Annotated in this window: 28 protein-coding genes; 6 read left to right on the top strand and 22 right to left on the bottom strand. The window is 62.0% G+C overall.

The features are described 5' to 3' along the window. From WCA85_RS10470 to WCA85_RS10460, 3 genes are all read right to left on the bottom strand, one after another. On the bottom strand, positions 1–584 hold a 584-nt coding region (locus tag WCA85_RS10470), incomplete at its 3' end, for a COX15/CtaA family protein (RefSeq protein ID WP_424063502.1). A 108-nt stretch (positions 585–692) separates the two neighbouring features. Further along, positions 693–1,364: an SCO family protein gene (locus WCA85_RS10465; RefSeq protein ID WP_424063501.1), complete on the bottom strand. Its 672-nt coding sequence runs from the start codon at positions 1,362–1,364 to the stop codon at positions 693–695. Positions 1,365–1,483: 119 nt separating this feature from the next. Next, positions 1,484–2,200 carry an SURF1 family protein gene (locus WCA85_RS10460; RefSeq protein ID WP_424063499.1) on the bottom strand — a complete coding sequence of 239 codons (717 nt, stop codon included), beginning with the start codon at positions 2,198–2,200 and terminating at the stop codon, positions 1,484–1,486. Positions 2,201–2,287: 87 nt separating this feature from the next. Here WCA85_RS10460 and WCA85_RS10455 point away from each other — a divergent pair, with 87 nt between their 5' ends. Further along, positions 2,288–2,497 (top strand): twin transmembrane helix small protein, encoded by a 210-nt coding sequence (locus tag WCA85_RS10455; RefSeq protein WP_424063497.1) that lies wholly within the window; start codon positions 2,288–2,290, stop codon positions 2,495–2,497. Between the two features lie 219 nt (positions 2,498–2,716). Here WCA85_RS10455 and WCA85_RS10450 read toward each other — a convergent pair whose 3' ends face one another. From WCA85_RS10450 to WCA85_RS10415, 8 genes are all read right to left on the bottom strand, one after another. Then, positions 2,717–3,574, bottom strand: a complete 858-nt coding sequence (locus tag WCA85_RS10450; RefSeq protein WP_424063495.1) for a cytochrome c oxidase subunit 3 — start codon at positions 3,572–3,574, stop codon at positions 2,717–2,719. A 143-nt stretch (positions 3,575–3,717) separates the two neighbouring features. Further along, entirely contained in the window at positions 3,718–3,924 is a 207-nt protein-coding gene (locus tag WCA85_RS10445) for a DUF2970 domain-containing protein (RefSeq protein ID WP_424063493.1), read from the bottom strand. A gap of 46 nt (positions 3,925–3,970) precedes the next feature. Then, a complete protein-coding gene (locus tag WCA85_RS10440; protein WP_424063491.1) occupies positions 3,971–4,585 on the bottom strand; it encodes a cytochrome c oxidase assembly protein in 615 nt (204 codons plus the stop codon). A 93-nt stretch (positions 4,586–4,678) separates the two neighbouring features. Next, entirely contained in the window at positions 4,679–4,813 is a 135-nt protein-coding gene (locus WCA85_RS10435; protein WP_424063489.1) for a cytochrome oxidase small assembly protein, read from the bottom strand. Positions 4,814–4,823: 10 nt separating this feature from the next. Further along, complete coding sequence (gene ctaD, locus WCA85_RS10430; protein ID WP_424063487.1) at positions 4,824–6,437, bottom strand: cytochrome c oxidase subunit I; 1,614 nt, start codon at positions 6,435–6,437, stop codon at positions 4,824–4,826. A 44-nt stretch (positions 6,438–6,481) separates the two neighbouring features. Continuing rightward, positions 6,482–8,140 carry a cytochrome c oxidase subunit II gene (gene coxB, locus WCA85_RS10425; RefSeq protein ID WP_424063486.1) on the bottom strand — a complete coding sequence of 553 codons (1,659 nt, stop codon included), beginning with the start codon at positions 8,138–8,140 and terminating at the stop codon, positions 6,482–6,484. Between the two features lie 67 nt (positions 8,141–8,207). Beyond that, complete coding sequence (locus WCA85_RS10420; RefSeq protein WP_424063484.1) at positions 8,208–8,681, bottom strand: DUF2244 domain-containing protein; 474 nt, start codon at positions 8,679–8,681, stop codon at positions 8,208–8,210. 258 nt (positions 8,682–8,939) lie between these two features. Then, a complete protein-coding gene (locus WCA85_RS10415) occupies positions 8,940–9,905 on the bottom strand; it encodes a methyltransferase domain-containing protein (RefSeq protein WP_424063483.1) in 966 nt (321 codons plus the stop codon). A gap of 85 nt (positions 9,906–9,990) precedes the next feature. On the opposite strand from WCA85_RS10415, the gene WCA85_RS10410 reads away from it, so the two are divergent. Beyond that, positions 9,991–10,773, top strand: a complete 783-nt coding sequence (locus WCA85_RS10410; RefSeq protein WP_424063481.1) for a phosphoribosyltransferase family protein — start codon at positions 9,991–9,993, stop codon at positions 10,771–10,773. Positions 10,774–10,791: 18 nt separating this feature from the next. Further along, complete coding sequence (trmL, locus tag WCA85_RS10405; RefSeq protein WP_424063479.1) at positions 10,792–11,262, top strand: tRNA (uridine(34)/cytosine(34)/5-carboxymethylaminomethyluridine(34)-2'-O)-methyltransferase TrmL; 471 nt, start codon at positions 10,792–10,794, stop codon at positions 11,260–11,262. Here the strand turns inward: trmL and WCA85_RS10400 are convergent. From WCA85_RS10400 to WCA85_RS10380, 5 genes are all read right to left on the bottom strand, one after another. Further along, positions 11,235–11,786, bottom strand: coding sequence for an O-acetyl-ADP-ribose deacetylase (locus WCA85_RS10400; RefSeq protein ID WP_424063477.1), 552 nt, complete (start codon positions 11,784–11,786; stop codon positions 11,235–11,237). The genes trmL and WCA85_RS10400 overlap by 28 nt on opposite strands. 186 nt (positions 11,787–11,972) lie before the next feature. Next, a complete protein-coding gene (locus WCA85_RS10395) occupies positions 11,973–12,971 on the bottom strand; it encodes an NAD(P)H-dependent glycerol-3-phosphate dehydrogenase (protein WP_424063475.1) in 999 nt (332 codons plus the stop codon). A 22-nt stretch (positions 12,972–12,993) separates the two neighbouring features. Then, complete coding sequence (gene secB, locus WCA85_RS10390) at positions 12,994–13,464, bottom strand: protein-export chaperone SecB (protein ID WP_424063474.1); 471 nt, start codon at positions 13,462–13,464, stop codon at positions 12,994–12,996. 177 nt (positions 13,465–13,641) lie between these two features. Next, on the bottom strand, positions 13,642–13,902 hold the full coding sequence (gene grxC / locus WCA85_RS10385) for a glutaredoxin 3 (protein ID WP_424063472.1): 261 nt from the start codon (positions 13,900–13,902) through the stop codon (positions 13,642–13,644). Next, positions 13,899–14,324: a rhodanese-like domain-containing protein gene (locus tag WCA85_RS10380; RefSeq protein ID WP_424063470.1), complete on the bottom strand. Its 426-nt coding sequence runs from the start codon at positions 14,322–14,324 to the stop codon at positions 13,899–13,901. The genes grxC and WCA85_RS10380 overlap by 4 nt, the downstream gene beginning before the upstream one ends. A gap of 146 nt (positions 14,325–14,470) precedes the next feature. Between WCA85_RS10380 and gpmA the strand changes: the two genes are divergently transcribed. The 3 genes from gpmA to WCA85_RS10365 all read left to right on the top strand — a co-directional run bounded on the left by gpmA (position 14,471) and on the right by WCA85_RS10365 (position 18,086). Beyond that, positions 14,471–15,217, top strand: a complete 747-nt coding sequence (gpmA, locus tag WCA85_RS10375) for a 2,3-diphosphoglycerate-dependent phosphoglycerate mutase (RefSeq protein ID WP_424063468.1) — start codon at positions 14,471–14,473, stop codon at positions 15,215–15,217. Positions 15,218–15,552: 335 nt separating this feature from the next. Beyond that, a complete protein-coding gene (locus tag WCA85_RS10370; protein ID WP_424063466.1) occupies positions 15,553–17,157 on the top strand; it encodes a S41 family peptidase in 1,605 nt (534 codons plus the stop codon). 170 nt (positions 17,158–17,327) lie between these two features. Next, positions 17,328–18,086: a HesA/MoeB/ThiF family protein gene (locus tag WCA85_RS10365; protein ID WP_424063464.1), complete on the top strand. Its 759-nt coding sequence runs from the start codon at positions 17,328–17,330 to the stop codon at positions 18,084–18,086. Positions 18,087–18,166: 80 nt separating this feature from the next. On the opposite strand, the gene ptsP is transcribed toward WCA85_RS10365, so the two are convergent. From ptsP to WCA85_RS10335, 6 genes are all read right to left on the bottom strand, one after another. Continuing rightward, a complete protein-coding gene (ptsP, locus tag WCA85_RS10360; RefSeq protein ID WP_424063462.1) occupies positions 18,167–19,921 on the bottom strand; it encodes a phosphoenolpyruvate--protein phosphotransferase in 1,755 nt (584 codons plus the stop codon). Between the two features lie 276 nt (positions 19,922–20,197). Beyond that, complete coding sequence (locus WCA85_RS10355) at positions 20,198–20,467, bottom strand: HPr family phosphocarrier protein (RefSeq protein ID WP_424063460.1); 270 nt, start codon at positions 20,465–20,467, stop codon at positions 20,198–20,200. A gap of 74 nt (positions 20,468–20,541) precedes the next feature. Beyond that, on the bottom strand, positions 20,542–21,030 hold the full coding sequence (locus tag WCA85_RS10350) for a PTS sugar transporter subunit IIA (RefSeq protein ID WP_424063458.1): 489 nt from the start codon (positions 21,028–21,030) through the stop codon (positions 20,542–20,544). A 336-nt stretch (positions 21,031–21,366) separates the two neighbouring features. After that, positions 21,367–22,323, bottom strand: coding sequence for a glutathione synthase (gene gshB / locus WCA85_RS10345; protein WP_424063457.1), 957 nt, complete (start codon positions 22,321–22,323; stop codon positions 21,367–21,369). Between the two features lie 160 nt (positions 22,324–22,483). Beyond that, positions 22,484–23,773, bottom strand: coding sequence for a glutamate--cysteine ligase (gene gshA / locus WCA85_RS10340; RefSeq protein ID WP_424063455.1), 1,290 nt, complete (start codon positions 23,771–23,773; stop codon positions 22,484–22,486). A 316-nt stretch (positions 23,774–24,089) separates the two neighbouring features. Continuing rightward, positions 24,090–25,410 (bottom strand): ammonium transporter (locus WCA85_RS10335; protein ID WP_424063453.1); only part of this gene is annotated, 1,321 nt, incomplete at its 5' end.

Genomic DNA, 25,410 nt, shown 5'->3' with positions numbered 1-25,410 from the left:
GCCTCGGGCTCGTAGGCGGGGATCGGTGTTTGACGCGCCGCCAGCCAGCCCAGCGTGCCAAGCAGCGCGAGACCCAGCAACAGATGCGTCGTGACGATCACTGGTTGCAGCTTCATCGTCACGGTCCATGCGCCGAAGGCACCCTGCACGAGAATCAGCAGCAACAGCGAGGTCGGCCACCAGGGTGAGACGTGCAACGGCCGCCGCTTGATACGTGCAGTCCACGCGATCACCGTCTGCGCGACGATGAGCACGCCAATTGCCATGGCGAAGTAACGATGGATCATTTCGATCCACGCCTTCGTCATGCTGACAGGTCCGGTAGGCATGGCCTGGTGGGCGGCAGCGATCGCCGCGTGGGCGATGAACGGCGACGACGTTCCGTAGCAGCCCGGCCAGTCGGGGCAGCCGAGGCCGGAGTCGGTCAGACGCGTGAAGCCGCCGAACATCACGAGGTCCAGTGTCATGAACGTCGTCACCCAGACCAGCTTGCGGAATTTGTTGTCGTCGGCCCGCACCCACACATAGGACAACGGCAACAACGCGATACACAAGCCAATCAGGCCCAGTTGCAATACAAACATCTCTCTAACCTTCTAGCGATAGCGCAGTGCTCGACGGTGTGAATAGTGGCAGCGGCGTCGCCAGCGGTCCAACACTCAACGTCGCCCAGGCTGCGATAAAACGCCGCATTAGCCGATGCTCGACCATTTCAGCAGCTTCGTAATGTCGCCCTTGATCTTGCTCGGGTTCGGATCCTTCGGAAAGCGCATCATCAGATTGCCGTTAGGATCGACCACGAAAATGTGATCGGTGAGCGTCGTGCCGGCATCCACAGGGAGCCAGGCAGCGAGCGCGGCCGGATCGGCAATTAGCTTCTTCGTATCCGGATAGGCTTTCTGGATGACACCGGACAGGTTCGACGAATCCGTGCGCAGCCACACCTCAACCACACGCTCCCGCTCCGGTCCCTGCGTGGCGCGGATCTGCCGCATGAAGTACAGCTTGGTGACGCAGGCTTTGTCGCAGGCGCTGCTATCCACGGATACCAGCAACCAGTGGCCGCGCAGCGAAGCCAGTTTCAGGGCGTTGCCGTTTTCGTCGGTCACGACCAGCGAATCGGGAATCGGCCGCTGCGGTTCAACCAGCGCGCCGTAACTGGTGGTGCCGCCGGCCGGCTTGATCACGTAGTACGTGAAATACGAGCCAATCACCGGCGCAGCGCAAATCAGCGCGATCAGCAGCAACGTCCAGCGGCCGCGTTGCCACGAGCCTTTGCCTTGCGGCTTACCCGGCATGACGGCGGGGCCGGCAGGGACGGCTGATTTGCCGGTTTGCGGCGAACGGGGTGAATGCGTCGACACTACTGAACCTCTTTCAATGATTGCGCGGCGCGCAGCGATCACGCTGCGCATTCCGCGTACTGGACGCGTCACATCAGGACGTATCCGTCACAGCACGCGTTTCGCGCGTATTCGTCACCTTAGGCGCCGCTCGCGTGCTCTTTCCTCGCAGCACGGCGCGCTGCATAGAGCCCAAAACCCACTGCCGCGACGGCCATACCCCACCACTGAAACATGTAGCCGTAGTTGCGCTCGACATCGGTGTTCGGCGCCGGCCAGTCACGCACCAGTTTGTCGCCGTCGTCGCTCAACTGCTGGATCACGAACGGCTGCAGCGGCAGTCCAGTCTCTGCGGCGTAGGCGTCCACATCCAGATTCTGGCGGATCAACTGATGCGGGGCGGAGCCGCCCTGCCCCAGTTCGAATGCGCGGGTGGCATCAGCCCGCGCAATGCCTTCAATCTCAATCTGACCCGACGGCGTGTCGTACGGTTCGATCGTAGAACGATCGTTGATATTGCGCGGCAACCAGCCACGATTGATCAGCACGTAGCCGCCGTCTGCCAGTTTAAAGGGCATCACGACGTAAAAGCCCGGCTGATCGTTATACGGGCGATTGTCGAGATAGACCACCTTGTCCGGCACAAACGAACCCAAGGCGCGCACCCGATGGAACTCGATGTCCTTCACCGCAATGGGCGCGCCGCCTATCGGCTGAGCGGGCGCGTTCTCGAACTGCGTGATGCGCGCCTGCAGCGATTCCTTCTGATGCGCGCGATCACGCTGCCAGAAACCGAGCCGCACCGTCACCGCGACGACGATCAGGATCAGCAGCGCGGGCAACCAGCGGATCTTCATCGCGCCTGACCCACCGGCGCACGCAGCGCAACGCACGGTGCGATAATAACCATATTGCCTTTGCGCCCCTGAATTTCAGCTGATTTCATGCACATTCTCGTTCCCATCGCTTTTGCCCTGATCATCGCCAGCATGGCCTCGGCGCTGTACTTCATGATGCACGACCGAGGCACGACCAAACGCATGGTCTGGTCGCTGGCCACCCGTGTGGGCCTGTCGATCTCGTTGTTCCTGCTCATCCTGTTTGCACACTGGATGGGCTGGATCCAGCCGACCGGTATTCCTTACGGCCGTTAAGCATCTGGTCTTTGCTGCGCCGCCGCTCCGTTGCGCTGCGCATGCAATCCCGCATGACGTAAAAATTCCCGCCCCTTAAAGAAAACGCCGCCCTGACAGGGTCGAGGGCGGCGCTGCGTCAGGCCTGCATACTACGCGTGGACGCCGCGACCTGCAGCGAATCCGGCAACCCAGGTCCCTGTGGCGCGCGACGAACGCTCGCGCGCAGGCGGGGCTGCATTACAGCCAGTAGACGACGACGTACAGCCCGAGCCACACGACGTCCACAAAGTGCCAGTACCACGCGGCGCCTTCAAACGCGAAGTGATGCTCGGCGGTGAAGTGGCCACGGATCACCCGCACCAGCACCACCGTCAACATCGTGCCGCCAAGGAACACGTGAAAGCCGTGGAAGCCCGTAAGCAGGAAGAACGTTGAGCCGTACACGCCAGAAGCCAGCGTCAGGTTCAGTTCGTTGTACGCGTGGTAGTACTCGAAGCCTTGCAGGAACAGAAAGCACATGCCCAGCAAGATCGTGGCGCCCAGCCAGGCAATCGTCTTGTTGCGGTGGTTTTCACGCAGCGCATGGTGGGCGACGGTCAGCGTCGCGCCCGACGAGAGCAGCAGCGCCGTATTGATGGTCGGCACCGGCCAAGGCTGCATGGACTTGAAGTGCGACACCAGCGTTGCCGGACCGTCGTTCGGCCAGACCGCCGTGAAATCCGGCCAGATCAGCTTGTAATCGAGACTGCCCAACTGATGCATGGCGATCTCGCGGGCGTAGAACAGCGCGCCGAAGAATGCGCCGAAGAACATGACTTCGGAGAAGATGAACCAGCTCATGCTCCAGCGGTAGGACTTGTCGACATTCTTGCCGTACATGCCGCCTTCGGACTCGGCGATCGCGTCGCCGAACCAGTGCCACAACGTGAACAGCAGCCAGAGCAGACCGGCGAATACGGTGATAGGCGCCCAGCTCTCGCCGTTGATCCATGCCGCCAGCGATGACAGCATGACCAGCAGCCCGATGGCCGCGCTGATCGGATGCCGCGACGGATGCGGTACGAAATAATACGGGCTCTCGTTTTGACCGCTCATTCTTGATTCTCCACTTCAGTCCAGTTGTTCCGCTTGGTCCGGTTTAGTCCGGCTGCCTCTTCCACGGCGCACCGATACCGCGCCGCTTCTCTCTTATCCTGGGACCTTGCTGGTCCGGTTCTACCGCTGCGGCGCCGGGCGTCTCACTTCACCACCGCGCGCACGACCAGAAGCAGTATGCCCGCAAAGATGGCCGCGCCAATCAGCGCCGCAGCCACCACGTGCAAAGGATTTAGCTGGGTGGCGTCCGACTCCAGATCGCTCCGTTTGCGCACCCCGAAAAACGCCCAAAACACAGCCTTCATCGACTGACCGAAACTCGCCTTCCTGCTGCCGCCGTTATCGCTCATGGCTGTCACTGGTTATCATCATCACCCTCGCCTGCGGTGCGTATCATCAGGCTGGATTAGCCGGCGTCGTCGCAACGTTGGCCGTCTGCCCCGCCGTCCCGCTCGTAGTCGCGGCGGGCGTATTCAGTTCGAAAAACGTGTACGACAGCGTGATCGTCTTCACATCCTTCGGCAATTTCGGGTCGACGACGAACACCACCGGCAACCGCTTTGTCTCGTTCGCAGCCAGCGTCTGCTGCGTAAAGCAAAAACATTCGATCTTCTTGAAGTACTCGGTGGCCTCTTTCGGCGCGTAGCTCGGAATGGCCTGCGCGTGAATCGTGCGCGCCTGTTCATTACTCACCGTGTACATCACCGTCATCACTTGTCCGGGATGCACGTCGAGGCTGCGTTGCTCCGGCTTGAAACCCAACAGACCGCGCGCGTTCGCATCGAACTCGACCGAAATCGTGCGGGTCATGTCGACCTGCGTATTCTTCGCCTCTCGCGCCGACACATCGCGCTGCACCAGATTGTTGATGCCGCTAATCTCGCAGATCGCGCGATACATCGGCACCAGCGCAAACCCGAAGCCGAACATCAGAAACGCGACGACGACGAGCTTGATCAACATCGACCGGTTAAACGAGCGGTCGGCCTCGGTCGGCGGTTGCGTCGACATCGCACTTCCTCAACAAGTCACTCAACCACGCGACTCAACTCCGCCATCACATCTGCTGAAGCAAAACCGCGCAGCATACCGTCAGAAAGCCGGTCAGGAAAAGAAACCCCGTTTGACGAAGATCCCTACAAAAAACACAGCAACGACGGCAAGCAGGATCAAACCGAGCCGCACGTTACCCGCGCGGATTTCCTCGGGCGTACGTCTTTTTAGTGAATTCCGGGTCATGCTGTAGCGCTTATTCGACGGTCGGCGGGTTTTCGAAGGTATGGAACGGCGCCGGGCTCGGCACGGTCCATTCGAGGCCCGTTGCGCCATCCCACGGCTTGTCGCCCGCCTTCTCATGCTCACCGCCGCCGCGGTACGTCGGCAGCGCCACGGCAAACAGGAAGTACACCTGCGCCAGACCGAAACCAAACGCGCCAATCGTAATGACCTGGTTCCAGTCGGTGAACTGTGCCGGATAGTCAGCGTAACGACGCGGCATGCCGGCAAGACCAACAAAGTGCATCGGCAGGAACGCGAGGTTGAAGAAGATCATCGACGCCCAGAAGTGGATCTTGCCGCGCGTTTCGTTGTACATCCAGCCAGTCCATTTCGGCGACCAGTAGTACCAGCCGGAGAACAGCCCGAACAGCGACCCCGCCACCAGCACGTAGTGGAAGTGCGCCACCACGAAATAAGTGCCGTGATACTGGATGTCGAGCGGCGCCATGGCGAGCATCAGGCCCGTCAGACCGCCAAACGTGAACACGAACAGGAAGCCCACCGCGAACAGCATCGGCGTTTCGAAGCTCAGCGAACCGCGCCACATCGTCGCGACCCAGTTGAACACCTTCACGCCGGTCGGCACCGCGATCAGCATCGTCGCGTACATGAAGAACAGCTGGCCCGTCACCGGCATGCCCGTAGCGAACATGTGGTGTGCCCAGACCATGAACGACAGGATTGCGATCGACGACGTGGCGTACACCATCGAGCTATAGCCGAACAGCGGCTTGCGCGAGAAGGCCGGGATCACCTGCGACACGATCCCGAACGCCGGCAAGATCATGATGTAGACCTCGGGGTGCCCGAAGAACCAGAAGATATGCTGGTACATCACCGGGTCGCCACCGCCCGCTGCGTTGAAGAACGACGTGCCGAAGTGGCGATCGAACAGCAGCATGGTGATCGCACCGGCCAGAACCGGCATCACGGCAATCAGCAGGTAAGCCGTGATGAGCCACGTCCAGACGAACATCGGCATCTTCATCAACGTCAGACCCGGCGCGCGCAGGTTCAGGATCGTCACAACAATGTTGATCCCGCCCATGATCGACGAGGCGCCCATCAAGTGGACCGCGAAAATCGCGAAGTCCATGCCCGGGCCCATCTGCGTCGACAGCGGCGCGTACAGCGTCCAGCCGGCTGCGGTCGCACCGCCCGGTGCGAAGAACGAACCCACCAGCAGGACAGCCGCCACCGGCAGCAGCCAGAAGCTGAAGTTGTTCATCCGCGCGAACGCCATATCGGAGGCGCCGATCTGCAGCGGAATCATCCAGTTCGCGAAACCCACGAAGGCCGGCATGATCGCGCCAAACACCATGATCAGGCCGTGCATGGTGGTCAACTGGTTGAAGAACTCGGGGCGCATGATCTGCAGACCCGGCTCAAACAGCTCTGCACGGATCATCAACGCCATCACGCCCCCGGACAGGAACATGACGAACGAGAAGATCAGGTACAGCGTACCGATATCCTTGTGGTTGGTGGCATACAGCCAGCGACGCCAGCCATGGGGTACCCCATGGGCATGGTCGCCGTGTACGTGCTCGTGGCCCGCAACTACATCGTGTCCAACGCTAGACATGACAATCTCCTAATGCGAATACTGCGCTGCTGACCATGAACACGTCAGGCTGCTGGGCTAATCTGGACACGGCGGGCTTCTTTTGCATCGCTGCCGCCTGTGACCGTTTCCGGCTTCTGCAAAATAATATGGTCTTCGGCAATGCCGGCGGCCTTCAGTGCATCGCGCACGGCTTCTGCGCGGCTCTTCGCGAGCTTGGCGTTGGCTGTTGCTGAACCCGTTGCATCAGTGAAGCCCGACACCGTGAATTTCGCGTCCGGATGCGCCTTGGCGTAGTCCGAGGCGGCGTCGACCGCAGCCTTTGCGTCGTCCGGCAGCGTGCTCTTGCCCATTTCGAAGTAGACGTTGGCCGGCAGCGCCGCTGCCTGCGGTTGCGACGCTGCGCTACCTGAGCCCGCAGCCGGTGCCGCAGCCGAAGCGGCGTCATTGCCGCTCGCTGCCTCAGCACCGCTCGCGACTGCCGCACCAGCAGCGCCACTTGCGCCCGTTGCTGCATCAGCCGTATGGTCGCCGCCTTCCGGCAGCTTGCCATTGCGTGCATCAGCGACCTGGCGAGGTTGGAGAATGTCGCCGGTGTGGTTGCCCCACGAGTTACGTTCGTAGGTGATCACCGAAGCGATTTCGACATCGGACAGCGTCGGCGCCCACGACGGCATCGCATTCTTGCCCTTCAGCACGAGACTGACGTGCTGGGCGATCGGACCGTTGGCGATCTTGCTGCCGTCCAGCGCCGGGAACGCCCCTGCGCCCTTGCCGGTCGGCTGGTGGCAGACTGCGCAGTTCGACGTGTAGACCTTCCCGCCGCGCTCCATCAGCTCAGCCATCGTGTAGGTCTTGTTCGGATCGTCGGCACCGGCGGCCATTTTCTTCTTCTCGTTGTCGACCCACTTCGCATAGTCGTCAGCCGAGAGCACCTCGACGACTACCGGCATGAACGCGTGTTCCTTGCCGCACAACTCGGTACAGAAGCCGCGGAACGTGCCTGTCTTGTCAGCCTTGAACCAGGTGTCGCGCACGAAGCCTGGAATCGCGTCCTGCTTCACGCCGAAGGCCGGCACATACCACGAGTGGACCACGTCGTTCGCGGTGGTGATGATGCGGATCTTCTTGTCGACCGGCACCACGAGCGGGTTGTCGACTTCCTGCAGATAGGTATCGGTAATGGGCTGCGTGCCGTCGGTCTCAGCGCGCGGTGTGCTGAGCGTGGACAGGAAGCTGATGCCTTCGCCCGGGCCCTTCACGTAGTCGTAGCCCCACTTCCATTGATAGCCGGTCACCTTGATGGTGACGTCGGAGTTGGACGTGTCCTTCATCGCGACAACGGTCTTGGTGGCCGGCAGCGCCATCAGCACGACGATGACGAAAGGCACGATCGTCCAGATGATTTCGACGGTGGTGCTTTCGTGGAAATGGGAAGCTTTGTGTCCTTTCGACTTGCGGTGCGCAAAGACCGAATAGAACATCACGCCAAACACGCCCACGAAGATCACCGTACAGAGGATCAACATGAACGTATGGAGGTGGTAGAGCTCCTCGGCGATCGCGGTTGCGGGCGGCTGGAGATTGATCTCATTGACGGCAGGGCCGCCCGGACTATCACCCACTGCCAGCGCCGCGCCTGCAAAGAGCAGTCCGCTGAGCGCCAGCCCACCCATGAGGGCTCGCTTGATTGTTTTCATAGCTTCCTTACCCAAAATTTCCATTCAAACCCTCGACCCCGCTGGAAGGCTGTCTCGCGCTCCCCCTGGAACGGCGCGGACTTCGGAGCGTCTAGCACCGCCTGAGCCACATGCTCAATTCGCCTGCGAACTGCGCGCGCCGATACTGCGCAAGATGTTGCCCGATCATGATCGTCTGGCCACGCGAGACCAGTTTGATCTGGTCACGCGGTGTTGCGCCTGCTTCAATGCGCACCCAGCGCGGATTGAATTCGAACTGGGTGAGTTGCTCCGCACTCACCCGCTCGATCACGAGCCGGTTTGGAAACAGCCGGACGCGTTCGTAGTCCACAGCATGACGCGCATATATTGCAAAAGCGATCCCTACCGCTAGCAAATCGATTCCGGTGAACGGCAACACCAGCCAGGCGCCGACCAGAACCAGCATGAAAGCAATCAGCAGCGAGAACACTGCAAGCGATACGTAAAAGCATACGAACTGCTTCGGGGACACCGAACAGTTGCGCTTCATCGTCCAGTCTTTCAGGACTGGTTCAGGTTCCGCCAGCAGATCAGATGACGCCATCGCTGTCTCCCGCGAATTGCCTCTTGCTCTTGCCCTGCCTCTTCCCTGTCCTGCAGCCCAGCGCCTCGGGCCTACCGCCCCGAAGTGGGTACTCCGAGCGACAAACTGACGCATTATAGGCGCGTTCTATGGCATCCACAAGCAACGCCCTATCGGCCCGCAAGCCCGGCGGGACAAGCCTCTGCGCCCTTTTGACGCACCATGTCAAACACTTTTGCCCCGCTAATCTCAGACATAACGGATGCCCTCTTTACCGCTTCATCTATTCCGTGACGGACCTCGTCCGATGTCCTCGAGACGGATGATCCCGTGACCTTCAGCCGTCGTGCGCGGCACCGCTTTCCATGCATGTCCATAGATCACCTCGAAAGTCAGCGCAAGCGTGCCATCAGCGCGGCGGCGCGCTTCCAGCGCAGCCAGCAGTGCCTTGTGGAGACGCCGGGCAGTACTGCCCGCCGCGGCTTCCCGCTCGAACGGGTAAGCGCCCCAGCGGCGCACGTCGGCAAGCAGCGACTGCGGAGACTTGTAGGTAATGGTGATGGTTTCCTGGTCCATCACGGGGATTTCAAAGCCGCTCTCGACCAGCATATCGCCTAGATCATGCATGTCGACAAAATCGATCACGTGCTTGCGCGATGGCACGCCGTGAGCCGCCTCTACTTCAGCATAGGCGCCCCGCAGCTCTTTGAGGGTATCCGGGCCGAGCGTGCTGAACATCAGCAGGCCGCCCACCTTGAGCACGCGTTGCCATTCAGGAAACACCAGATCGGGTTGTGAGTGCCAGTGCAACGCCAGATTGGACCAGATGAATTCAAAGGCACCGGCGGCAAACGGCAGTGCGGAGAAATCAGCCTGCGCAAAACGCGGACCGCGCGCGCCCAGCGCCTTGCCGATCGAAGCCGGCAGGAAGCGCCGCCAGCTGGTGTCGCCCGCGTCATGCTGAAGCGCTCGCGTCAACATTGCATGCGAGAGATCCGTGCCGAACACGGGCGCTTCGGGAAAACGTTCGCGCAGGCCGGGGAGGTCTTCCCCGGCGCCGCAGCCCGCGTCGAGGACGCTCGAAGGGTTCACCTTGATGAAGTCGAGACGCTCACGCATGCGTTGCGCGATCTCGCGCGGCAGGAACGCGACGTCGTCGAAGGTCGCCGCGCGGCGGTCGAAAATCCTTTGCAGGCGCCGGGAATCATAGGCCGGACGGCTGGATTTTGCGGGAGTTGAGGACATGGGAGTCACACGGACGAAGAGTGCGAAGTATACTCGCTCGCTCCCCTCCGTTCAGCGCAGGAGGCCCTTCGCGGGCGGACCATTCATGCGATTTCAGGTATCAACCTCTGTCTCCGGTAGCCGGCTTGCGCGTTTTGCGACCCGGTTGGGTTCGGCGTGGCCATGTCTCGTTCATGCGGCCTTGCCTAACCTATGTGCGCTATGCGGCAATTTGTCGCAGACCACGCTCTGCGCCGGTTGTGACGAGGCGTACTCGAATGAAACGCGCTTGCGTTGCCTGGTTTGCGCGGTGCCGTTGTCCCGCTCGCGGCGGGGGGCGCGGCCGGACTATCAGTGTGGCGATTGCGTGAGCTCGCCGCGGCCGTTCGATGCCACCTTTGCGCTTGCCGATTACCGTGCGCCGCTCGATGCCCTCGCAGTCGGGCTGAAATTTCGCGCCCGTCTGATGCTCGCGCGCGAGTTCGCGCAGCGGCTCGCCCGCCTCGCCGATGACCGGCTCGAGCCATCGCAGCAGCCTGATCTGGTTGTGCCGGTGCCGCTGGCCGCGAAGCGACTCGTCGAGCGTGGCTATAACCAGGCATGGCAGATCGCGAAGCCGCTCGCCAAAGCGCTGCACGTGCGCAGCAATGCCACGCTGCTCAAACGTGTCGTCGACACCGCACCGCAATCGCGTCTCGATCATGACGCGAGGCGGCTGAATGTCGGCCGGGCCTTCGCCGTCACGGCGCCGGTGCAAGGTCTGCACATAGCGGTCGTCGACGATGTCATGACCACCGGCGCCACGCTCGAAGCACTTGCCCGCGTGCTCAAGGCGGCCGGCGCGCGGCGCGTAACCAACTTCGTCGCGCTGCGCACGCCGAAAAACTAGTCTCTACTCGCTCACATCATGTTTAACGTCGTTCTCGTCGAACCCGAAATTCCGCCTAACACCGGCAACGTGATCCGGCTGTGCGCCAACACCGGCGCGCGTCTCCATCTGATTGAACCGCTCGGCTTTCCACTTGACGACGCCAAGATGCGGCGTGCGGGCCTCGACTACCACGAGTACGCACAAATGCATGTGCATGCCGACTGGACCGCCTTCGTCGCCAAGGAGTCGCCCGATCCGGCGCGCATGTTCGCGTTCACCACGCGCGGCTCGGGCGCGTTCCACGCCCACGCCTTTTTACCTGGCGACTGGTTTGTGTTCGGCGCGGAGACGCGCGGCCTGCCGGATGCCGTGCTCGATCAGTTCTCGGGTCCGCAACGGGTGCGCTTGCCCATGCGGCCAGGCAACCGCAGTCTGAACCTGTCGAATACGGTGGCCATCGTGGTGTTCGAAGCGTGGCGTCAGGCTGGATTCGAAGGCGGCGCCTGACGGCGCGCTGTCAACTCGGCCTCGTAGCGGGCGAACATTGCATCGTCGAAGCAGGCGAATAGCACACGCTCGATCGACGGCACGCGCGGCAGCGTTTCAATCACCGTGCCGACTGCGATTCCCACCGCGTCTTCCGCGGGAAACCGGTATACGCCACAACTGATAGCGGGAAAGGCGATGCTTTTACACGCCGCCGCGTCTGCGAGTTCCAGGGCGCGCCGGTAGCAGGAGGCCAGTTGGGCCGCCTCGCCATGCGCACCGCCGTGCCACACCGGCCCCACAGCGTGAATCACGTGCTTCGCCGGTAGCTGATAGCCGGCGGTGATTTTCGCGTCGCCGGTGGCGCAACCGCCCAGCGTTTCACACTCGTGTAACAACCCACGACCGGCTGCACGGTGGATCGCACCGTCGACCCCTCCGCCGCCAAGCAGCGAAGTGTTCGCTGCGTTGACGATGGCATCGAAGGCAAGCGTCGTGATGTCGACGACGCGCGCCTCGAGCGAACAATGATCTGAGATGAACATGGAGCACCTCGCCACCTGGAACGTCGATAAGACGTGGACAGCGAAGTGGGGACAACCGTTCAGCGGGAGTCGAAAAGGCTAGCTGAAGGGCCGAATTGATGCGCCAAACTGAGGCGCGAGGTGCGGCGGCCAAACTGCGCGGCCGACCGTAAGGCCCTCCGCGCCCCATCTCGCAGCGGGCGGTTGCTACTCGGCTTTGGCGTCTCGCCGTAACAGTGCGCTAACCGCATCGCGTGGTGCGACACCGTCGAACAGCACCGCACAGACCGCCTGGGTGATCGGCATGTCAATGCCGTGAGCATTGGCAATGGCGAGCACCGCCTGGGCGCAGCGCACGCCTTCGGCGACGTGCCCGAGTCCGTCAAGGATATCCTTGAGCGTACGACCCGAGGCGAGTTGTATACCCACCGTGCGATTGCGCGACAGATCGCCCGTCGCAGTCAGGATGAGGTCGCCGAGTCCGGTGAGACCGGTGAAGGTTTCGGCACGACCGCCCAGCGTCACGCCCAGCCGCGACATTTCCGCCAGACCACGGGTGATCAACGCGGCCCGCGCGTTCAGGCCAAGACCGAGGCCGTCAGCGATGCCCGTTGCGATGGCCAGCACGTTCTTCACTGCGCCACCCACTTCCACGCCGACGATGTCATCGCCGGTGTAGATGCGCATTGCGCCATGATGGAACGCCGCCACGGTCCGTTCGCGGCACACAGCCGACGCACTGGCGACCGTAAGCGCCACAGGCAACCCCTGACCCACTTCTCGCGCGAAACTAGGCCCCGAGAGCACACCGTTGCTGCCATGTCCGGCCAGTTCAGCGGCGACCACCTGATGCGGCAAGCGTTGCGTATCCGCTTCAAAGCCCTTGCAGAGCCAGATCACATTGGCGGGCACCTTGCCGGCGTCGCGCATGGCCTGGAACAGCCCACGCAAACCCGCCACCGGCGTAGCGACGACGCATAACGCCTCATCCGCCAGCGCGTGATCGAGCGCCGCAGCGAGATCTGTTTCGTAGCGAAGCGCGGCAGGCAACGTAACGCCCGCAAGGTAGCGGGCGTTTTGCCGCGCGGCGGCAACTTCAGCAACCAGCGCCGGCTCGCGCGCCCACAATACGGTATCGTGCCGCGCAGCCAGATGGCCGGCGAGTGCGGTACCCCATGCACCAGCGCCGAGAACGGCGACTTTCATACCCGGCACTACCCGCGACGCCTTAGTGCGTGACGCCGTTTTGCGCCGCGCCCTCTTGCGTGCCCAGTTGGGCAAGGCGCTGCTCGTACAGGGCCTGGAAGTTGATTTCCGCAAGGTGGATCGGCGGGAAACCGGCGCGAGTGATCGCGTCGGCGATGTTCGAGCGCAGGTACGGGAACAGGATCGTCGGGCAGGCAATGCCCACCAGCGGATCAATCTGCTCAGCCGGGATATTCCGGATATCGAAAATACCGGCCTGCTTGGCTTCGATCAGGAACGCCACCTTGTCGGTCACCTTGGCCGTCACCGTGCCGGTCACGAGGATTTCGAACACGGTGTCGGCAAGACGCTCGGCCTTCACGTCGACTTCGACTTCGACCGACGGCATTTCCTGTTCGAGGAAAATGGACGGCGAATTCGGCTGCTCGAGCGACATGTCCTTCAGGTAGATGCGCTGGATATTGAAGAACGGCTGGTTGTTTTCGTCGGACATGATTTGGATGTTTCCCTGAATATGGTCATTGCGGCGCGCCATGCTGCCACGGCACGCCGGATCCTTGCGATGCGCCGCCCCCACCGCGGGTCACGACGCACCGGCTAGTCTGTTACTACTTTGCGTACTCGCCGCGAGCCGTGCTTCAGTCCGCCAAACGGCGAACCGACGACAGACTTAAGCCGCTTCGAGCAGCGGCGTCAGACCTCCCGCGCGATCAAGCGCGGAAAGGTCATCGTAGCCACCCACGTGCGTCTCGCCGATGAACACCTGCGGCACCGTGCGACGGCCAGTACGGCTCATCATCTCCTCACGCCGGGCCGGATCCTTGTCGATCAGCACCTTCTCGACGTTTTCGACGCCGCGCGACTTTAAAAGACGTTCGGCCATCTGGCAATAAGGGCACACCTGGGTGCTGTACATGACTACCTTGTTCACTTCGCTGCTCCTTGTTTCACAACCGGCATGCCGGCTTGCTGCCAGGCGTTCAGGCCGCCTTCCAGCACATGGACTTCGGCGTAGCCGGCATCCTGTACGACACGCACTGCCTTGTTCGACTGCTGGCCGTTCTGGCACACCAGCAGCACCGGGTTGCTCTTGTTCTTCACAAGCTGGCCGACCTTGGCCTGCAGTTCCGCAAATTCAAGGTGCCGCGCCGCGGGCAGATGCCCGTTAGCGAACTCCGCCGCCGGCCGCAGGTCAATGACCACGGCGTTGCGGCGGTTGATCAGCTGCGTGGCTGCGGCAGCGTTCAGGCCGCCGCGGCCCCGCCGGACGATCGTCGGCCACAGGAGCAACCCACCGGAGATGAGGACGATCGCGATGAGTACAAGGTTTGTGTAATCGGTGAAAAACTTCACGGAAAATCCGCCGAAAAAGAGAGAAATCGGAAAAATCGGAAAGGGCAATCCGACCATTATAAAATAACCGCCTGACGCGATGGCGACGGCCTACCTGGCCGCGTCCGCCGCGCTTTACCGCTTCCTTACTACCGACCGGCCTTCTCATGTACAAACTCGTTCTCATCCGCCACGGCGAATCGACGTGGAACAAGGAAAACCGCTTCACTGGCTGGGTCGACGTCGACCTCACCGAACAGGGCAACAACGAAGCGCAGCAGGCTGGTGTCCTCCTGAAGGAGTCCGGCTACACATTCGACATCGCCTACACGTCCGTGCTCAAGCGCGCGATCCGCACGCTGTGGCACGTGCAGGACAAGATGGACCTGATGTATCTGCCGGTGGTGCATTCGTGGCGTCTCAACGAGCGCCATTACGGTGCGCTGTCGGGTCTGAACAAGGCGGAAACCGCCGCCAAGTTCGGCGACGAACAGGTGCTGGTCTGGCGTCGCAGCTATGACACGCCGCCGCCCGCACTCGACCCGTCCGACGAGCGTACCGCCTACAACGACCCGCGCTACGCGAAAGTGCCGCGTGAAGAGTTGCCGCTCACCGAATGCCTGAAAGACACGGTGGCCCGCGTGCTGCCCATCTGGAACGAGTCCATCGCGCCGGCCATCAAGTCGGGCCGCAAGGTGGTGATCGCCGCTCACGGCAATTCGATCCGGGCGCTGGTGAAGTACCTGGACAACATCTCGGACGACGACATCGTCGGCCTGAACATTCCGAACGGCGTGCCGCTCGTGTATGAACTGGACGCCGACCTCAAGCCGATCAAGCACTATTACCTGGGCGACCAGGACGCTATTGCCAAGGCGCAGGCGGCAGTGGCGAAACAGGGCAAGGCCGGCTGAAGACTAGACGGCGTTGACCTGGCGAGGCTGCGGCATTGATTTGCGTCGTAAGGCGCAATTCAAAACTGCGCAAAACTGCGGGAAATACAGTGGTTTCCGGCACAACCGGCCGGGAACCGCAACGCCAGCGCCCCCGGCACCGCACCCCGGTGCCGCAGCGGCGCCGTTACCGCACATTACTTTTACGGTCAGCGCCCAACTCACGAACCTGCCCCGGCCGGTGTTGTCGAACCTCGATTGTCAGCGCTGTACCCCTGTCTGAGCAGGTGTGCAGTTATACTTGTCCGTCCCCATCTCTTTGACGCAGCCACGCGCTTCCGACCGCAACAGACTCTATGCGAAAGAACCTGAAAAATATCGGCCTGATTGCCGCGGGCCTTGCTACCGGCGTTTTTGCAACACTGCAACTTTCCGCCTCGGCCCAGCAACCTGCCAGCAGTACCGCTGCCGCCAACGCGGCCGCCCCGCTGCCGCTGGACCAGTTGAGGCTCTTCGCCGAAGTTTTCGGCCAGATCAAGCATGAATATGTGGAACCGGTCGACGACAAGAAGTTGCTGACTGCCGCCATCAAGGGCATGGTATCGAGCCTCGATCCGCACTCGTCGTATCTCGACAAGACCGACTACGAAGAACTGCAGGAACAGACCAAGGGCCGTTTCGCGGGCCTCGGCATTGAAATCTCGTCGGAAGACGGCCTGATCAAGGTCATCTCGCCGATCGAAGACACCCCAGCGTTTCGCGCCGGCATCCGTCCCGGCGACCTGATCACGCGCATCAACGACAAGCCGGTCCGGGGCATGACGCTCGACCAGGCGGTCAAGCAGATGCGCGGCGACCCGGGCACCAAGGTCACCCTTACCATCTTCCGCAAGACCGATGACCGCACGTTCCCGCTCACGGTGACGCGCGCCATCATCAATGTGAAGAGCGTGAAGATGAAGATCCTGGCGCCGGGTTATGCGTATATCCGCATCACCAGCTTCCAGGAGCGCACCACACCTGACCTGGCCGCGAGCCTTCAGAACATCGCACGCCAGCAGCCGAACCTGAAGGGCCTGATCCTCGATCTGCGCAATAACGGCGGCGGTTTGCTGCAAAGCGCGGTGGGTGTGGCTGGCGCCTTCCTGCCGCCGGATTCGGTGGTCGTGTCCACCAACGGGCAGATCCCTGATTCGAAGCAGGTCTATCGCGACACTTACGACAACTACCGCCTGCCGTCGTTTGACAGCGATCCGCTGAAGGACGAAGCGCCGATCTTCAAGACCGTGCCGATGATTGTGCTGACCAACGCCTACTCGGCGTCGGCGTCGGAAATCGTCGCGGGTGCGCTGCAGGATCAACATCGTGCGCTGATCGTCGGCAAGACCACCTTCGGCAAGGGTTCGGTGCAAACGGTGCGTCCGATGACGGCCGACACCGCGCTGCGTTTGACCACGGCGTACTACTACACGCCGAGCGGCCGTTCGATCCAGAACAAGGGCATCCGCCCGGATGTCGCAGTGGATCAATACGCTGACGGCGATCCGGACGACGCACTAGTGACGCGTGAAGTCGACTACTCGAACCACCTCGCGAACACCCAGGATCCGAACGAGAAGAAGGAACAGGAACAGCGCGAGCAGGAGCGCATGGACCAGTTGCGTGCGCTTGAAGAGCAGAACGACAAGAAGACGCCGGAACAGCGCCAGAAGGACCGCGACCGCAAGCCGGTCGAGTTCGGCTCGGCCGACGACTTCATGCTGCAACAGGGCTTGAACAAGCTGGAAGGCAAGCCGGTGCAGGAGTCGAAGTCGCTCTCCGAGCGTCGCCTGGCGCAGAACAAGCCGGAGCAATCGGCATCGGCGCCGGTAGCCGTGAAGCCGACCAACCCGGTTCCGGGCATGGGCGCATCGGCCACCACGCCGGCTTCGGAGCCCACCCCGGCCTCGCAAGGCAACTAAAGCAGCCTTACTGCTTCATTTGACGGGCCATCGCAGCGTACGCTGCGATGGCCCGCTCTTCTTCTGCAGCGCGATTAAAATAAACCCTGCAACCCACGCGCAGCAGGTCCTTCGCATCCTTTGATGCCCCCGCCTGCCTCTCTCCGCGCAACCCACGAACGCGCCCCGCGATGAACGACGACCAACTGCTCCGCTATTCCCGCCATATCCTCGTCGATGAACTCGGCATCGAGGCTCAGCAGCGCTTCCTGGATGCGCACGCCATCGTCGTCGGAGCGGGCGGCCTGGGCTCACCGGCCGCGATGTATCTGGCAGCCGCGGGGGTTGGCAAACTGACACTGGTCGACGCCGACACGGTTGACCTCACCAACCTGCAACGGCAAATCCTCCACGCGACGGCGTCGGTGGGTCGTCTCAAGGTTGATTCCGGACGCGACACAATTGCGCAAATTAATCCCGACGTCGTGGTGGACGCGGTTGCGCAACGTGTCGACGACGCGTGGCTTGCTGCCGCCGTGCCGCACGCCACGGTCGTCCTTGATTGCACTGATAACTTTGCGACTCGGCACGCCATCAACCGCGCTTGCTGTGCGCACGGCGTGCCGCTCGTGTCAGGTGCGGCGCTGCGTTTCGATGGGCAGATCAGCACCTTTGATTTCCGCGACGCGGCCTCGCCTTGCTACGCGTGCGTGTTTCCGGAGGATCAGCCGTTCGAGGAGGTGGCCTGTTCAACGATGGGGGTGTTTGCGCCCACGGTGGGCATCATCGGCGCGATGCAAGCGGCCGAGGCCTTGCGCGTGATTGCGGGTATCGGCACGCCGCTGGTGGGACGCCTGATGATGCTCGATTCACTGCGGATGGAATGGAACACGATGCGCATTGCGCGCCAGCCGGATTGCCCGGTGTGCGGCGAGGCGCATCGTCACTAAGCGAAGCAGCCAGGTGTGCCCCGGCCGCAGCCGACCGGGGCACATCAATACCAACGCCAACCTCAATGCTAATGCCCGGCTCACGCCAGCGAGACGAGCTTCAGCGCAGCCTGTACCTCTTCCGGTTCGAACGATGCCAGCACGTCGGCCACAGGCTTCTCCAGGGTCTTCACGTGCGAGCGCAGAATTTCCTGCTTGACCACCAGCAACTGACTCGGGTGCATCGAAAACTCGGTGAGACCCATGCCCAGCAGAAGTCGTGTCAACGCAGGATCTCCCGCCATTTCGCCGCACACCGACACCGGCACACCTGCGCGTTTCGCCTCACGCAGTGTGAAGGCAATCAGATGCAGCACCGCCGGGTGCAACGGGTCGTACAGATGCGCGACCGAATTGTCGGCACGGTCGATGGCCAGCGTGTACTGGATCAGGTCGTTCGTGCCAATCGACAGGAAATCGAGCCGCTTCAGGAACAACGGCAACGCAATCGCAGCCGCCGGGATCTCGATCATCGCGCCAACTTGCACGTTCGGCGCATAGGCGAGACCGGCGTCGTCAAGTTGCCGCTTGGCCTCGCGGATCAGATCGAGCGTCTGGTCGATTTCCTGCGCGTGCGCCAGCATCGGAATCAGGATTTTCACCGTGCCGAACGCCGAGGCACGCAGAATGGCGCGCAGTTGCGTGAGGAACATCTGCGGCTCAGACAGGCTCCAGCGGATCGCCCGCAACCCGAGCGCCGGGTTCGGCGCGGTTTCGTAGCCATCACCGCTGCTGCCCATCGAATCGAGCGGCTTGTCCGCACCCACGTCGATCGTGCGGATCGTCACCGGCAGGCCATTCATCAACTCCACCGCGCGGCGGTAAGCCTCGAATTGCTCGTCCTCTTCCGGCAGCTTGTTCTTATGGTTCATGAACAGGAACTCTGTGCGGAACAGGCCAATGCCGGTTGCACCCGCGTCCACCGCCGCCTTGGCGTCGTCGGGCAATTCGATGTTCGCGCACAGTTCGATCCGCGTGCCGCACAGCGTCTGCGTGGGCGAAAACTTCAGGCGCTGCAGCTTGCGCTGCTCGAGCGCCTTCTCGCTTTGCCGGTACGAATATTCTTCGAGGACGATCGGCGCGGGGTCGACGATCACAATCCCGTGGTCACCGTCGACGATGATCAGATCGTCCTGGTGAATCAGGGCGCTGGCGTGCTGCACGCCCACCGCAGCCGGAATCCCCAGGCTGCGGGCGACGATCGCCGTATGCGAGGTGCGTCCGCCCAGATCCGTGACGAAGCCCTGAAAGGTCTGCGTCTTGAACTGCATCATGTCCGCCGGCGCGATGTCGTGTGCGACCACGATCATTTCGTCACACGTGCCGTGCACGTTTCCCACGAGGCTTCCCGCTGATGCGCCCTTAAGGGCCTTCAGCACCCGCTCGACCACTTGCTGGATGTCGGCTTTACGCTCGCGCAGATACTCGTCTTCAATGTCGTCGAAATGGCGCGACAGGCGTTCGAGCTGTTCGGTGAGCGCCCATTCAACGTTATAGCGGCGCGTGCGGATCAGATCGATTGTTTCCTGGACGAGCATTGCATCGTTCAGGATCATTGAATGAACGTTGATGAACGCGCCCATCTCACTCGGCGCATCGGCCGCGAGATCCTCGCGCAATGCATCGAGCTCCCGATGAACGAGTTGCTGGGCCGAACGAAAACGCTCGACCTCGCCCTCGATCTGCGCGGGTTCGATCAAATAGTGGTCGACGTCGAGTGCAGCCGGGGCGATCAGATAAGCCCGCCCGATGGCGATACCGCGTGACACGGGAATTCCATGCAGCGTGAAGGACACGCGCACCTCCTCTAGTTGTGTGATGCCGCGGTAGACCGCTGCAATGCTCTCAGACCTTGCCTGTCATTATAAATTCCACAGCGGCACGCCGCGTGCTTGCGCGCTGTGCGGCGCAACAAGAATTTCACCCGCGTCGCCGACATCTCGCCTACCCGCAGCTTGCGATCAGACGACGACCTCAACCTCTCAACGCCACACCGCTGATTGTGACTCGCGAAAAAAAACGCCGCGGCAAACCGCGGCGTCATGACACTGACGATTCTGTACCCGCGGCAATTACTGACCCTCGCCGAATTTATCAGCGATGAGTTTCAGCAGTGCGTCCATGGCGTCCTGTTCGTCGGAGCCTTCAGTTTCGATCAGCACCGTGCTGCCGATCCCGGCGGCCAGCATCATCACACCCATGATGCTCTTTGCGTTAATGCGCCGCCCGTTGCGGCTCATCCAGATTTCCGCCTGGAAGTTGCCCGCGAGTTGCGTCAATTTGGCCGACGCGCGCGCGTGCAGCCCCAGCTTGTTCACAATCGTCGTTTCCTGTTGCAGCATGTGGTGGTCCGAAGCGCGGGTGTTGATGTTATGAAAGATGAAATTGAAACCAGCTGGAATCCCAGCCGAAGCGATTAGAGACTGGTCGACCCGTGCTTATGGGTCAGATCGGTCTCGGGCGGCATGGCCGGCAGGCACTCGTCCGACCCTGCGGGCGGTGCAACGGGTACCGGCGTGGCCGGACCGATGGCGTGCACCCCCTTGGTGGCACCCGCCAGCGCCTTGTCGACCAGCGTCTCAAGCGGCGTGGTGCGGTAACAGACCGCACGCAGCAGCATGGGCAGGTTCACGCCTGCCAGCACGCGCACGTTGGGCAGCGTCGCCAGCCGCGCGGCAATGTTCGACGGCGTGGCGCCAAACATGTCGGTGAGCACCAGCGCACCGTTCTCTTCCTTGAGCCGTTCAATCTCCGAGTAAGCGAACGCGACGACCTGAGCGGGATCGCAATCCGGCGTCACGTCGATTACGCCGATGCGGGCGGGTAAGCCGCCATAAACGTGGGCGACGCACTCGCGCAACGCGGTAGCGAGCGGAGTGTGCGCAATGATCAGAATGCCTGCCATGTCAGCCTTGCTGCAAAAACGGCCGTGAACCGTAGCGCGGGCATTGCCCGGCTGTCACACCCTCGACCGGCCGATGGTCAGGAGGGTCGGATCGGCGTCTCCCTGCGCCTGCTTGCGGACCTGCACGGTCCGGCAGCGAGCGCCTGCTTTGTGCCTGTTATGTCCGCTTCATGCCTTTTCCACGCCTGTTTGCGCGAAGACGGGGCATTGTAGCAGGGTCATTTTCGCGCTTTCGCCACTTGTTCGCTGGCAGCAGCCCGGCGTTTCCTGCGCGCAACACGCCACGACGCGGCACGCCGCCCCGCTCTCCGGACGGCGCGGCCTTGACCCAGGCAATCAGGGCGCCGCGCGCTCCAGCGCGTCGATGAACATGGCGGCCACATCGAAGCCCGTCTGGTCCATGATTTCCCGGAAGCACGTCGGGCTCGTCACGTTCACTTCAGTCAGGTAGTCGCCAATCGCATCCAGCCCGACCAGTAGCAGACCGCGCGCAGCCAGCAACGGACCCAGCGTGTCGGCGATCTTACGATCGTTTTCTGTCAGCGGCTGCGCAACGCCCAGACCGCCCGCGGCGAGATTGCCGCGCACTTCGTTGCCCTGCGGAATACGTGCCAGCGAAAACGGCACCGCCTTGCCGCCGATCAGCAGAATCCGTTTGTCACCCTCCTTGATGTCGGGGATGAATTTCTGCGCCATCACCGAGCGCGCACCGTCGTGGCTCAACATTTCAATGATCGAGCCGAGGTTCATGCCATCCGCTTTCACACGAAACACGCCCATGCCGCCCATGCCGTCGAGCGGCTTGAGGATCACGTCGCCGTGCTCGGCGTGGAAAGCGCGCAGTCTTGCCGCGTCGCGGGTGACGAGCGTCGGCGCAACGAACTGCGGAAACTCGCCGATGGCGAGTTTTTCCGAATGGTCACGAATCGCCTGCGGTTTGTTGAAGATGCGCGCGCCGCCGCGTTCCGCCATTTCGAGCAACCACGTGGACGTCACGTATTCCATGTCGAACGGCGGGTCCTTGCGCATCAGCACTGCGCCAAAGCTCTTCAGCGAGCGCGGCGCGGCGGACTCGGCCGCGTACCACGGCTCGCGATGGCCGTCCGACTGGTCGCCGACAATCGTAAAGCGCTGGACGTTCGCCTCCACGTCGGCCCCGCTCCACGCGAGGTGTTGCGGCTCGCACGTAAAGAGCGTGTGACCGCGCCGGGCCGCCTCGGCCATCATGGCGTAGGTTGAATCCTTATAGATCTTGAAGCGATCTAGCGGATCGGCGATAAACAGAATGTCCATGGAGGTCCTGGTGCGCCCCTAATGGGCTTGGCATTATTCGTTAAACAAGGGGCGTCGCTGTTCGCTGCGTTGCCCGCCGCTCAGCTTAACGCGGTGAGCGGAGCGCCGCATCGCGCGGCCCGGTTATAGAGAGGGTTCACTTCGCACGCGCGTCTGGCTATCAGACCTGAATCGCTTCTGGATCAGTCTTCTCCAGCTCCACCGAGGCCGCGAGCAACCCAAGCCGCGCCACCACGCCGTACATATAGAAGCGGTTCGGCGGCGCGACGCCAGGCTTCGCATGTGCATCCGGCAGCGCGGTGTGCTCGAAGCCGAGCGGCACGAAGTGCATGCCGGGCGCATTCAGATTCTGATCGCGCTCGCGGCTGCCATGCACGCGGTAGAAACCGCCCACCACATAGCGGTCGATCATGTACACGACCGGCTCGGCCACTTCCTCGCCAATCCGTTCGAACGTGTAGACGCCTTCCTGCACGATCACGTCGTGCACTTCGAGACCTTCCTTGGTGGCGGCCATCTTCGCGCGCTCGCGCTTGGTGAGCGCAGCGACTTCCGAGGCGTCGTGCACGGTCATCACGCCCATGCCATAAGTGCCCGCGTCCGACTTGATGACCACATACGGCTTCTCCGAAATGCCGTACTCGCGATACTTCTTGCCGATCTTTTTCAGCACCGCGTCGATCGACTCGGCCAGCGCCTCTTCACCTCTGCGCTCCTGGAAGTCGACACCTTCAACGTGAGCGAAGTACGGATTGATCATCCACGGATCGATCTCGACCATCTTCGCGAACTTCTTCGCGACGTCGTCATAGCAGGAGAAGTGAGTCGACTTGCGGCGCACGGCCCACGCCGCGTGCAAGGGCGGCAGCAAATATTGCTCGTGCAAATTCTCGAGCACCGGAGGAATGCCGGCAGAAAGATCATTGTTCAGGAGAATCGAACACGGATCGAAATTCTTCAACCCGAGCCGGCGGGCCGAGCGTTCAAGCGGCTCGAGGACAATCTTTTGCCCGTCAGAAAGCGAAATGGTGACGGGACCGACGATGCTTTCGTCGAGCGTGCCGAAGCGTACGTTCAAGCCCGCTTGACGCATGATGGTCGCGAGACGCGCGACGTTCTCGAGGTAAAACGCGTTACGCGTGTGCTGCTCCGGAATCACCAGCAGATTCTTGGCATCCGGGCAGATTTTCTCGATCGAGGCCATTGCCGCCTGCACGGCAAGCGGCAACACTTCCTGGGGCAGATTGTTGAACGCACCGGGGAACAGATTGGTGTCGACCGGCGCGAGCTTGAAGCCCGCGTTACGCAGATCGACCGAGCAATAAAACGGCGGCGTATGTTCCTGCCATTCAAGACGGAACCAGCGTTCGATAGCGGGTGTAGCGTCGAGGATCTTCCGCTCGAGATCGAGCAGCGGGCCGTTTAACGCCGTAACTAGGTGCGGAACCATTGATCACTCGCAGACTGGAGAAAAAAGATTGTAGAGCAAACGCTTTGCCCATTTGGGGACGGTTTCTCCATTCGCAAGCGGGACGGAATGCAATCTGGCTATCGGTACCATAACCCCGCCGGTCGGCGCAGACTGCCCGTCCGAGCCAGTTTAGCGCGATTTATCCAGCCACAGCGGTAAAGCCACACCAAGAAAAAGGCCCGCCAGGGGCGGGCCTATGTCGCTGCGCTTGATTCTGATTCGAAATCGCTCGAACGGCGTTGACTGCCTGACGCGGTTCGAGCGTTTGAAGCCCTATTCGAACCTTCTGCGAACCTTATTCGACGTGTTCGCCGTGCAGGCTCACGTCCAGACCTTCGCGTTCTTCTTCTTCCGTCACGCGGATGCCCATCACCAGATCGATCACCTTCAGCAGGATGAAGCTCACCACGCCGCTGTAGACCAGCGTCGTCAGCACGCCCTTGGCCTGCAGGATGACGCTGCCGTCCGCGCCGCCGATGTCCTTGACTGCGAACACACCGGTCAGGAGCGCACCCACGATACCGCCGATGCAGTGCACGCCGAAGGCGTCGAGCGAATCGTCATAACCGAGCTTGGCCTTGAGCCACGTAGCCGACCAGAAGCAGATCACGCCAGCGGCAATACCGATGACCAGCGAACCGCCGATACCGACGAAGCCCGAAGCCGGCGTAATGGCCACCAGACCAGCAACTGCACCCGACACGATACCGAGCACCGACGGCTTGCCCTTGGCGATCCATTCAGCAAACATCCATGCGAGTGCTGCAGCTGCCGTTGCAACCTGGGTTGCGAACATTGCGAAGCCGGCACGGCCGTCTGCTGCCACTGCCGAACCTGCATTGAAACCGAACCAGCCCACCCACAGCATCGCGCCACCAATCAGCGTGAGCGTCAGGTTGTGCGGCGCCATCACTTCCTTGCCGTAGCCGACGCGCTTGCCGAGCACCAGGCAGCACACCAGACCTGCGATACCGGCGTTGATGTGCACCACCGTGCCGCCTGCGAAGTCGAGGATGCCCGCGCTAGCCAGCCAGCCGGTCGGTTCCCAGACCATGTGAGCGATCGGCGAGTAGACGATGATCGACCACAGCGTCATGAACACCAGCATGGCCGAGAACTTCATACGGTCAGCAAATGCACCCGTAATCAGCGCCGGCGTGATGATCGCGAAGGTCATCTGATACACGCAGTAGACCGTTTCCGGGATCGTCGGAGCCAGGTGGCTCACCGTCAGCGTGGTCGCCTTGTCGCCGTGGATGTAGTTCATCCCGCTCATGAAGATCCGCGAGAAGCCACCGATGAACATGCCGCCAGGCGTGAAGGCGATGCTGTAGCCCACCACCACCCAGACGATCGTCACGACGCAGGTGATCGCGAAGCTTTGCATCAGCGTCGCAAGCACGTTCTTCTTGCGGACCATGCCGCCGTAGAACAGTGCCAGACCCGGGATCGTCATGAACAGCACGAGCGCCGTGGAGGTCAGCATCCAGGCGGTGTCGCCCGAATTGATCTTCGACGAGTCGACCGAGAACGGCGCGGTCGGTGCTGCAGGTGCGGCGGCTGCGGCTGCGGCCGATGCATCAGGTGCAGCGGCTGCGGTTGCCGGAGCCGACGCG

Origin of the sequence: Paraburkholderia sp., from assembly GCF_049581445.1 — a bacterium.
Classification (GTDB): domain Bacteria; phylum Pseudomonadota; class Gammaproteobacteria; order Burkholderiales; family Burkholderiaceae; genus Paraburkholderia.
Note: the sequence above shows the minus strand (reverse complement) of the source record. Positions and strands in the feature narration are given on the sequence as shown.

Excerpts from the sequence above, each read along its gene's own strand:
- WCA85_RS10460 (WP_424063499.1), bottom strand. The coding sequence starts at position 2,200 with ATGAAGATCCGCTGGTTGCCCGCGCTGCTGATCCTGATCGTCGTCGCG.
- WCA85_RS10455 (WP_424063497.1), top strand. The coding sequence starts at position 2,288 with ATGCACATTCTCGTTCCCATCGCTTTTGCCCTGATCATCGCCAGCATG.
- WCA85_RS10450 (WP_424063495.1), bottom strand. The coding sequence starts at position 3,574 with ATGAGCGGTCAAAACGAGAGCCCGTATTATTTCGTACCGCATCCGTCG.
- WCA85_RS10445 (WP_424063493.1), bottom strand. The coding sequence starts at position 3,924 with ATGAGCGATAACGGCGGCAGCAGGAAGGCGAGTTTCGGTCAGTCGATG.
- WCA85_RS10440 (WP_424063491.1), bottom strand. The coding sequence starts at position 4,585 with ATGTCGACGCAACCGCCGACCGAGGCCGACCGCTCGTTTAACCGGTCG.
- WCA85_RS10435 (WP_424063489.1), bottom strand. The coding sequence starts at position 4,813 with ATGACCCGGAATTCACTAAAAAGACGTACGCCCGAGGAAATCCGCGCG.
- ctaD (WP_424063487.1), bottom strand. The coding sequence starts at position 6,437 with ATGTCTAGCGTTGGACACGATGTAGTTGCGGGCCACGAGCACGTACAC.
- coxB (WP_424063486.1), bottom strand. The coding sequence starts at position 8,140 with ATGGAAATTTTGGGTAAGGAAGCTATGAAAACAATCAAGCGAGCCCTC.
- WCA85_RS10420 (WP_424063484.1), bottom strand. The coding sequence starts at position 8,681 with ATGGCGTCATCTGATCTGCTGGCGGAACCTGAACCAGTCCTGAAAGAC.
- WCA85_RS10415 (WP_424063483.1), bottom strand. The coding sequence starts at position 9,905 with ATGTCCTCAACTCCCGCAAAATCCAGCCGTCCGGCCTATGATTCCCGG.
- WCA85_RS10410 (WP_424063481.1), top strand. The coding sequence starts at position 9,991 with ATGCGATTTCAGGTATCAACCTCTGTCTCCGGTAGCCGGCTTGCGCGT.
- trmL (WP_424063479.1), top strand. The coding sequence starts at position 10,792 with ATGTTTAACGTCGTTCTCGTCGAACCCGAAATTCCGCCTAACACCGGC.
- WCA85_RS10400 (WP_424063477.1), bottom strand. The coding sequence starts at position 11,786 with ATGTTCATCTCAGATCATTGTTCGCTCGAGGCGCGCGTCGTCGACATC.
- WCA85_RS10395 (WP_424063475.1), bottom strand. The coding sequence starts at position 12,971 with ATGAAAGTCGCCGTTCTCGGCGCTGGTGCATGGGGTACCGCACTCGCC.
- secB (WP_424063474.1), bottom strand. The coding sequence starts at position 13,464 with ATGTCCGACGAAAACAACCAGCCGTTCTTCAATATCCAGCGCATCTAC.
- gpmA (WP_424063468.1), top strand. The coding sequence starts at position 14,471 with ATGTACAAACTCGTTCTCATCCGCCACGGCGAATCGACGTGGAACAAG.
- WCA85_RS10370 (WP_424063466.1), top strand. The coding sequence starts at position 15,553 with ATGCGAAAGAACCTGAAAAATATCGGCCTGATTGCCGCGGGCCTTGCT.
- WCA85_RS10365 (WP_424063464.1), top strand. The coding sequence starts at position 17,328 with ATGAACGACGACCAACTGCTCCGCTATTCCCGCCATATCCTCGTCGAT.
- WCA85_RS10355 (WP_424063460.1), bottom strand. The coding sequence starts at position 20,467 with ATGCTGCAACAGGAAACGACGATTGTGAACAAGCTGGGGCTGCACGCG.
- WCA85_RS10350 (WP_424063458.1), bottom strand. The coding sequence starts at position 21,030 with ATGGCAGGCATTCTGATCATTGCGCACACTCCGCTCGCTACCGCGTTG.
- gshB (WP_424063457.1), bottom strand. The coding sequence starts at position 22,323 with ATGGACATTCTGTTTATCGCCGATCCGCTAGATCGCTTCAAGATCTAT.
- gshA (WP_424063455.1), bottom strand. The coding sequence starts at position 23,773 with ATGGTTCCGCACCTAGTTACGGCGTTAAACGGCCCGCTGCTCGATCTC.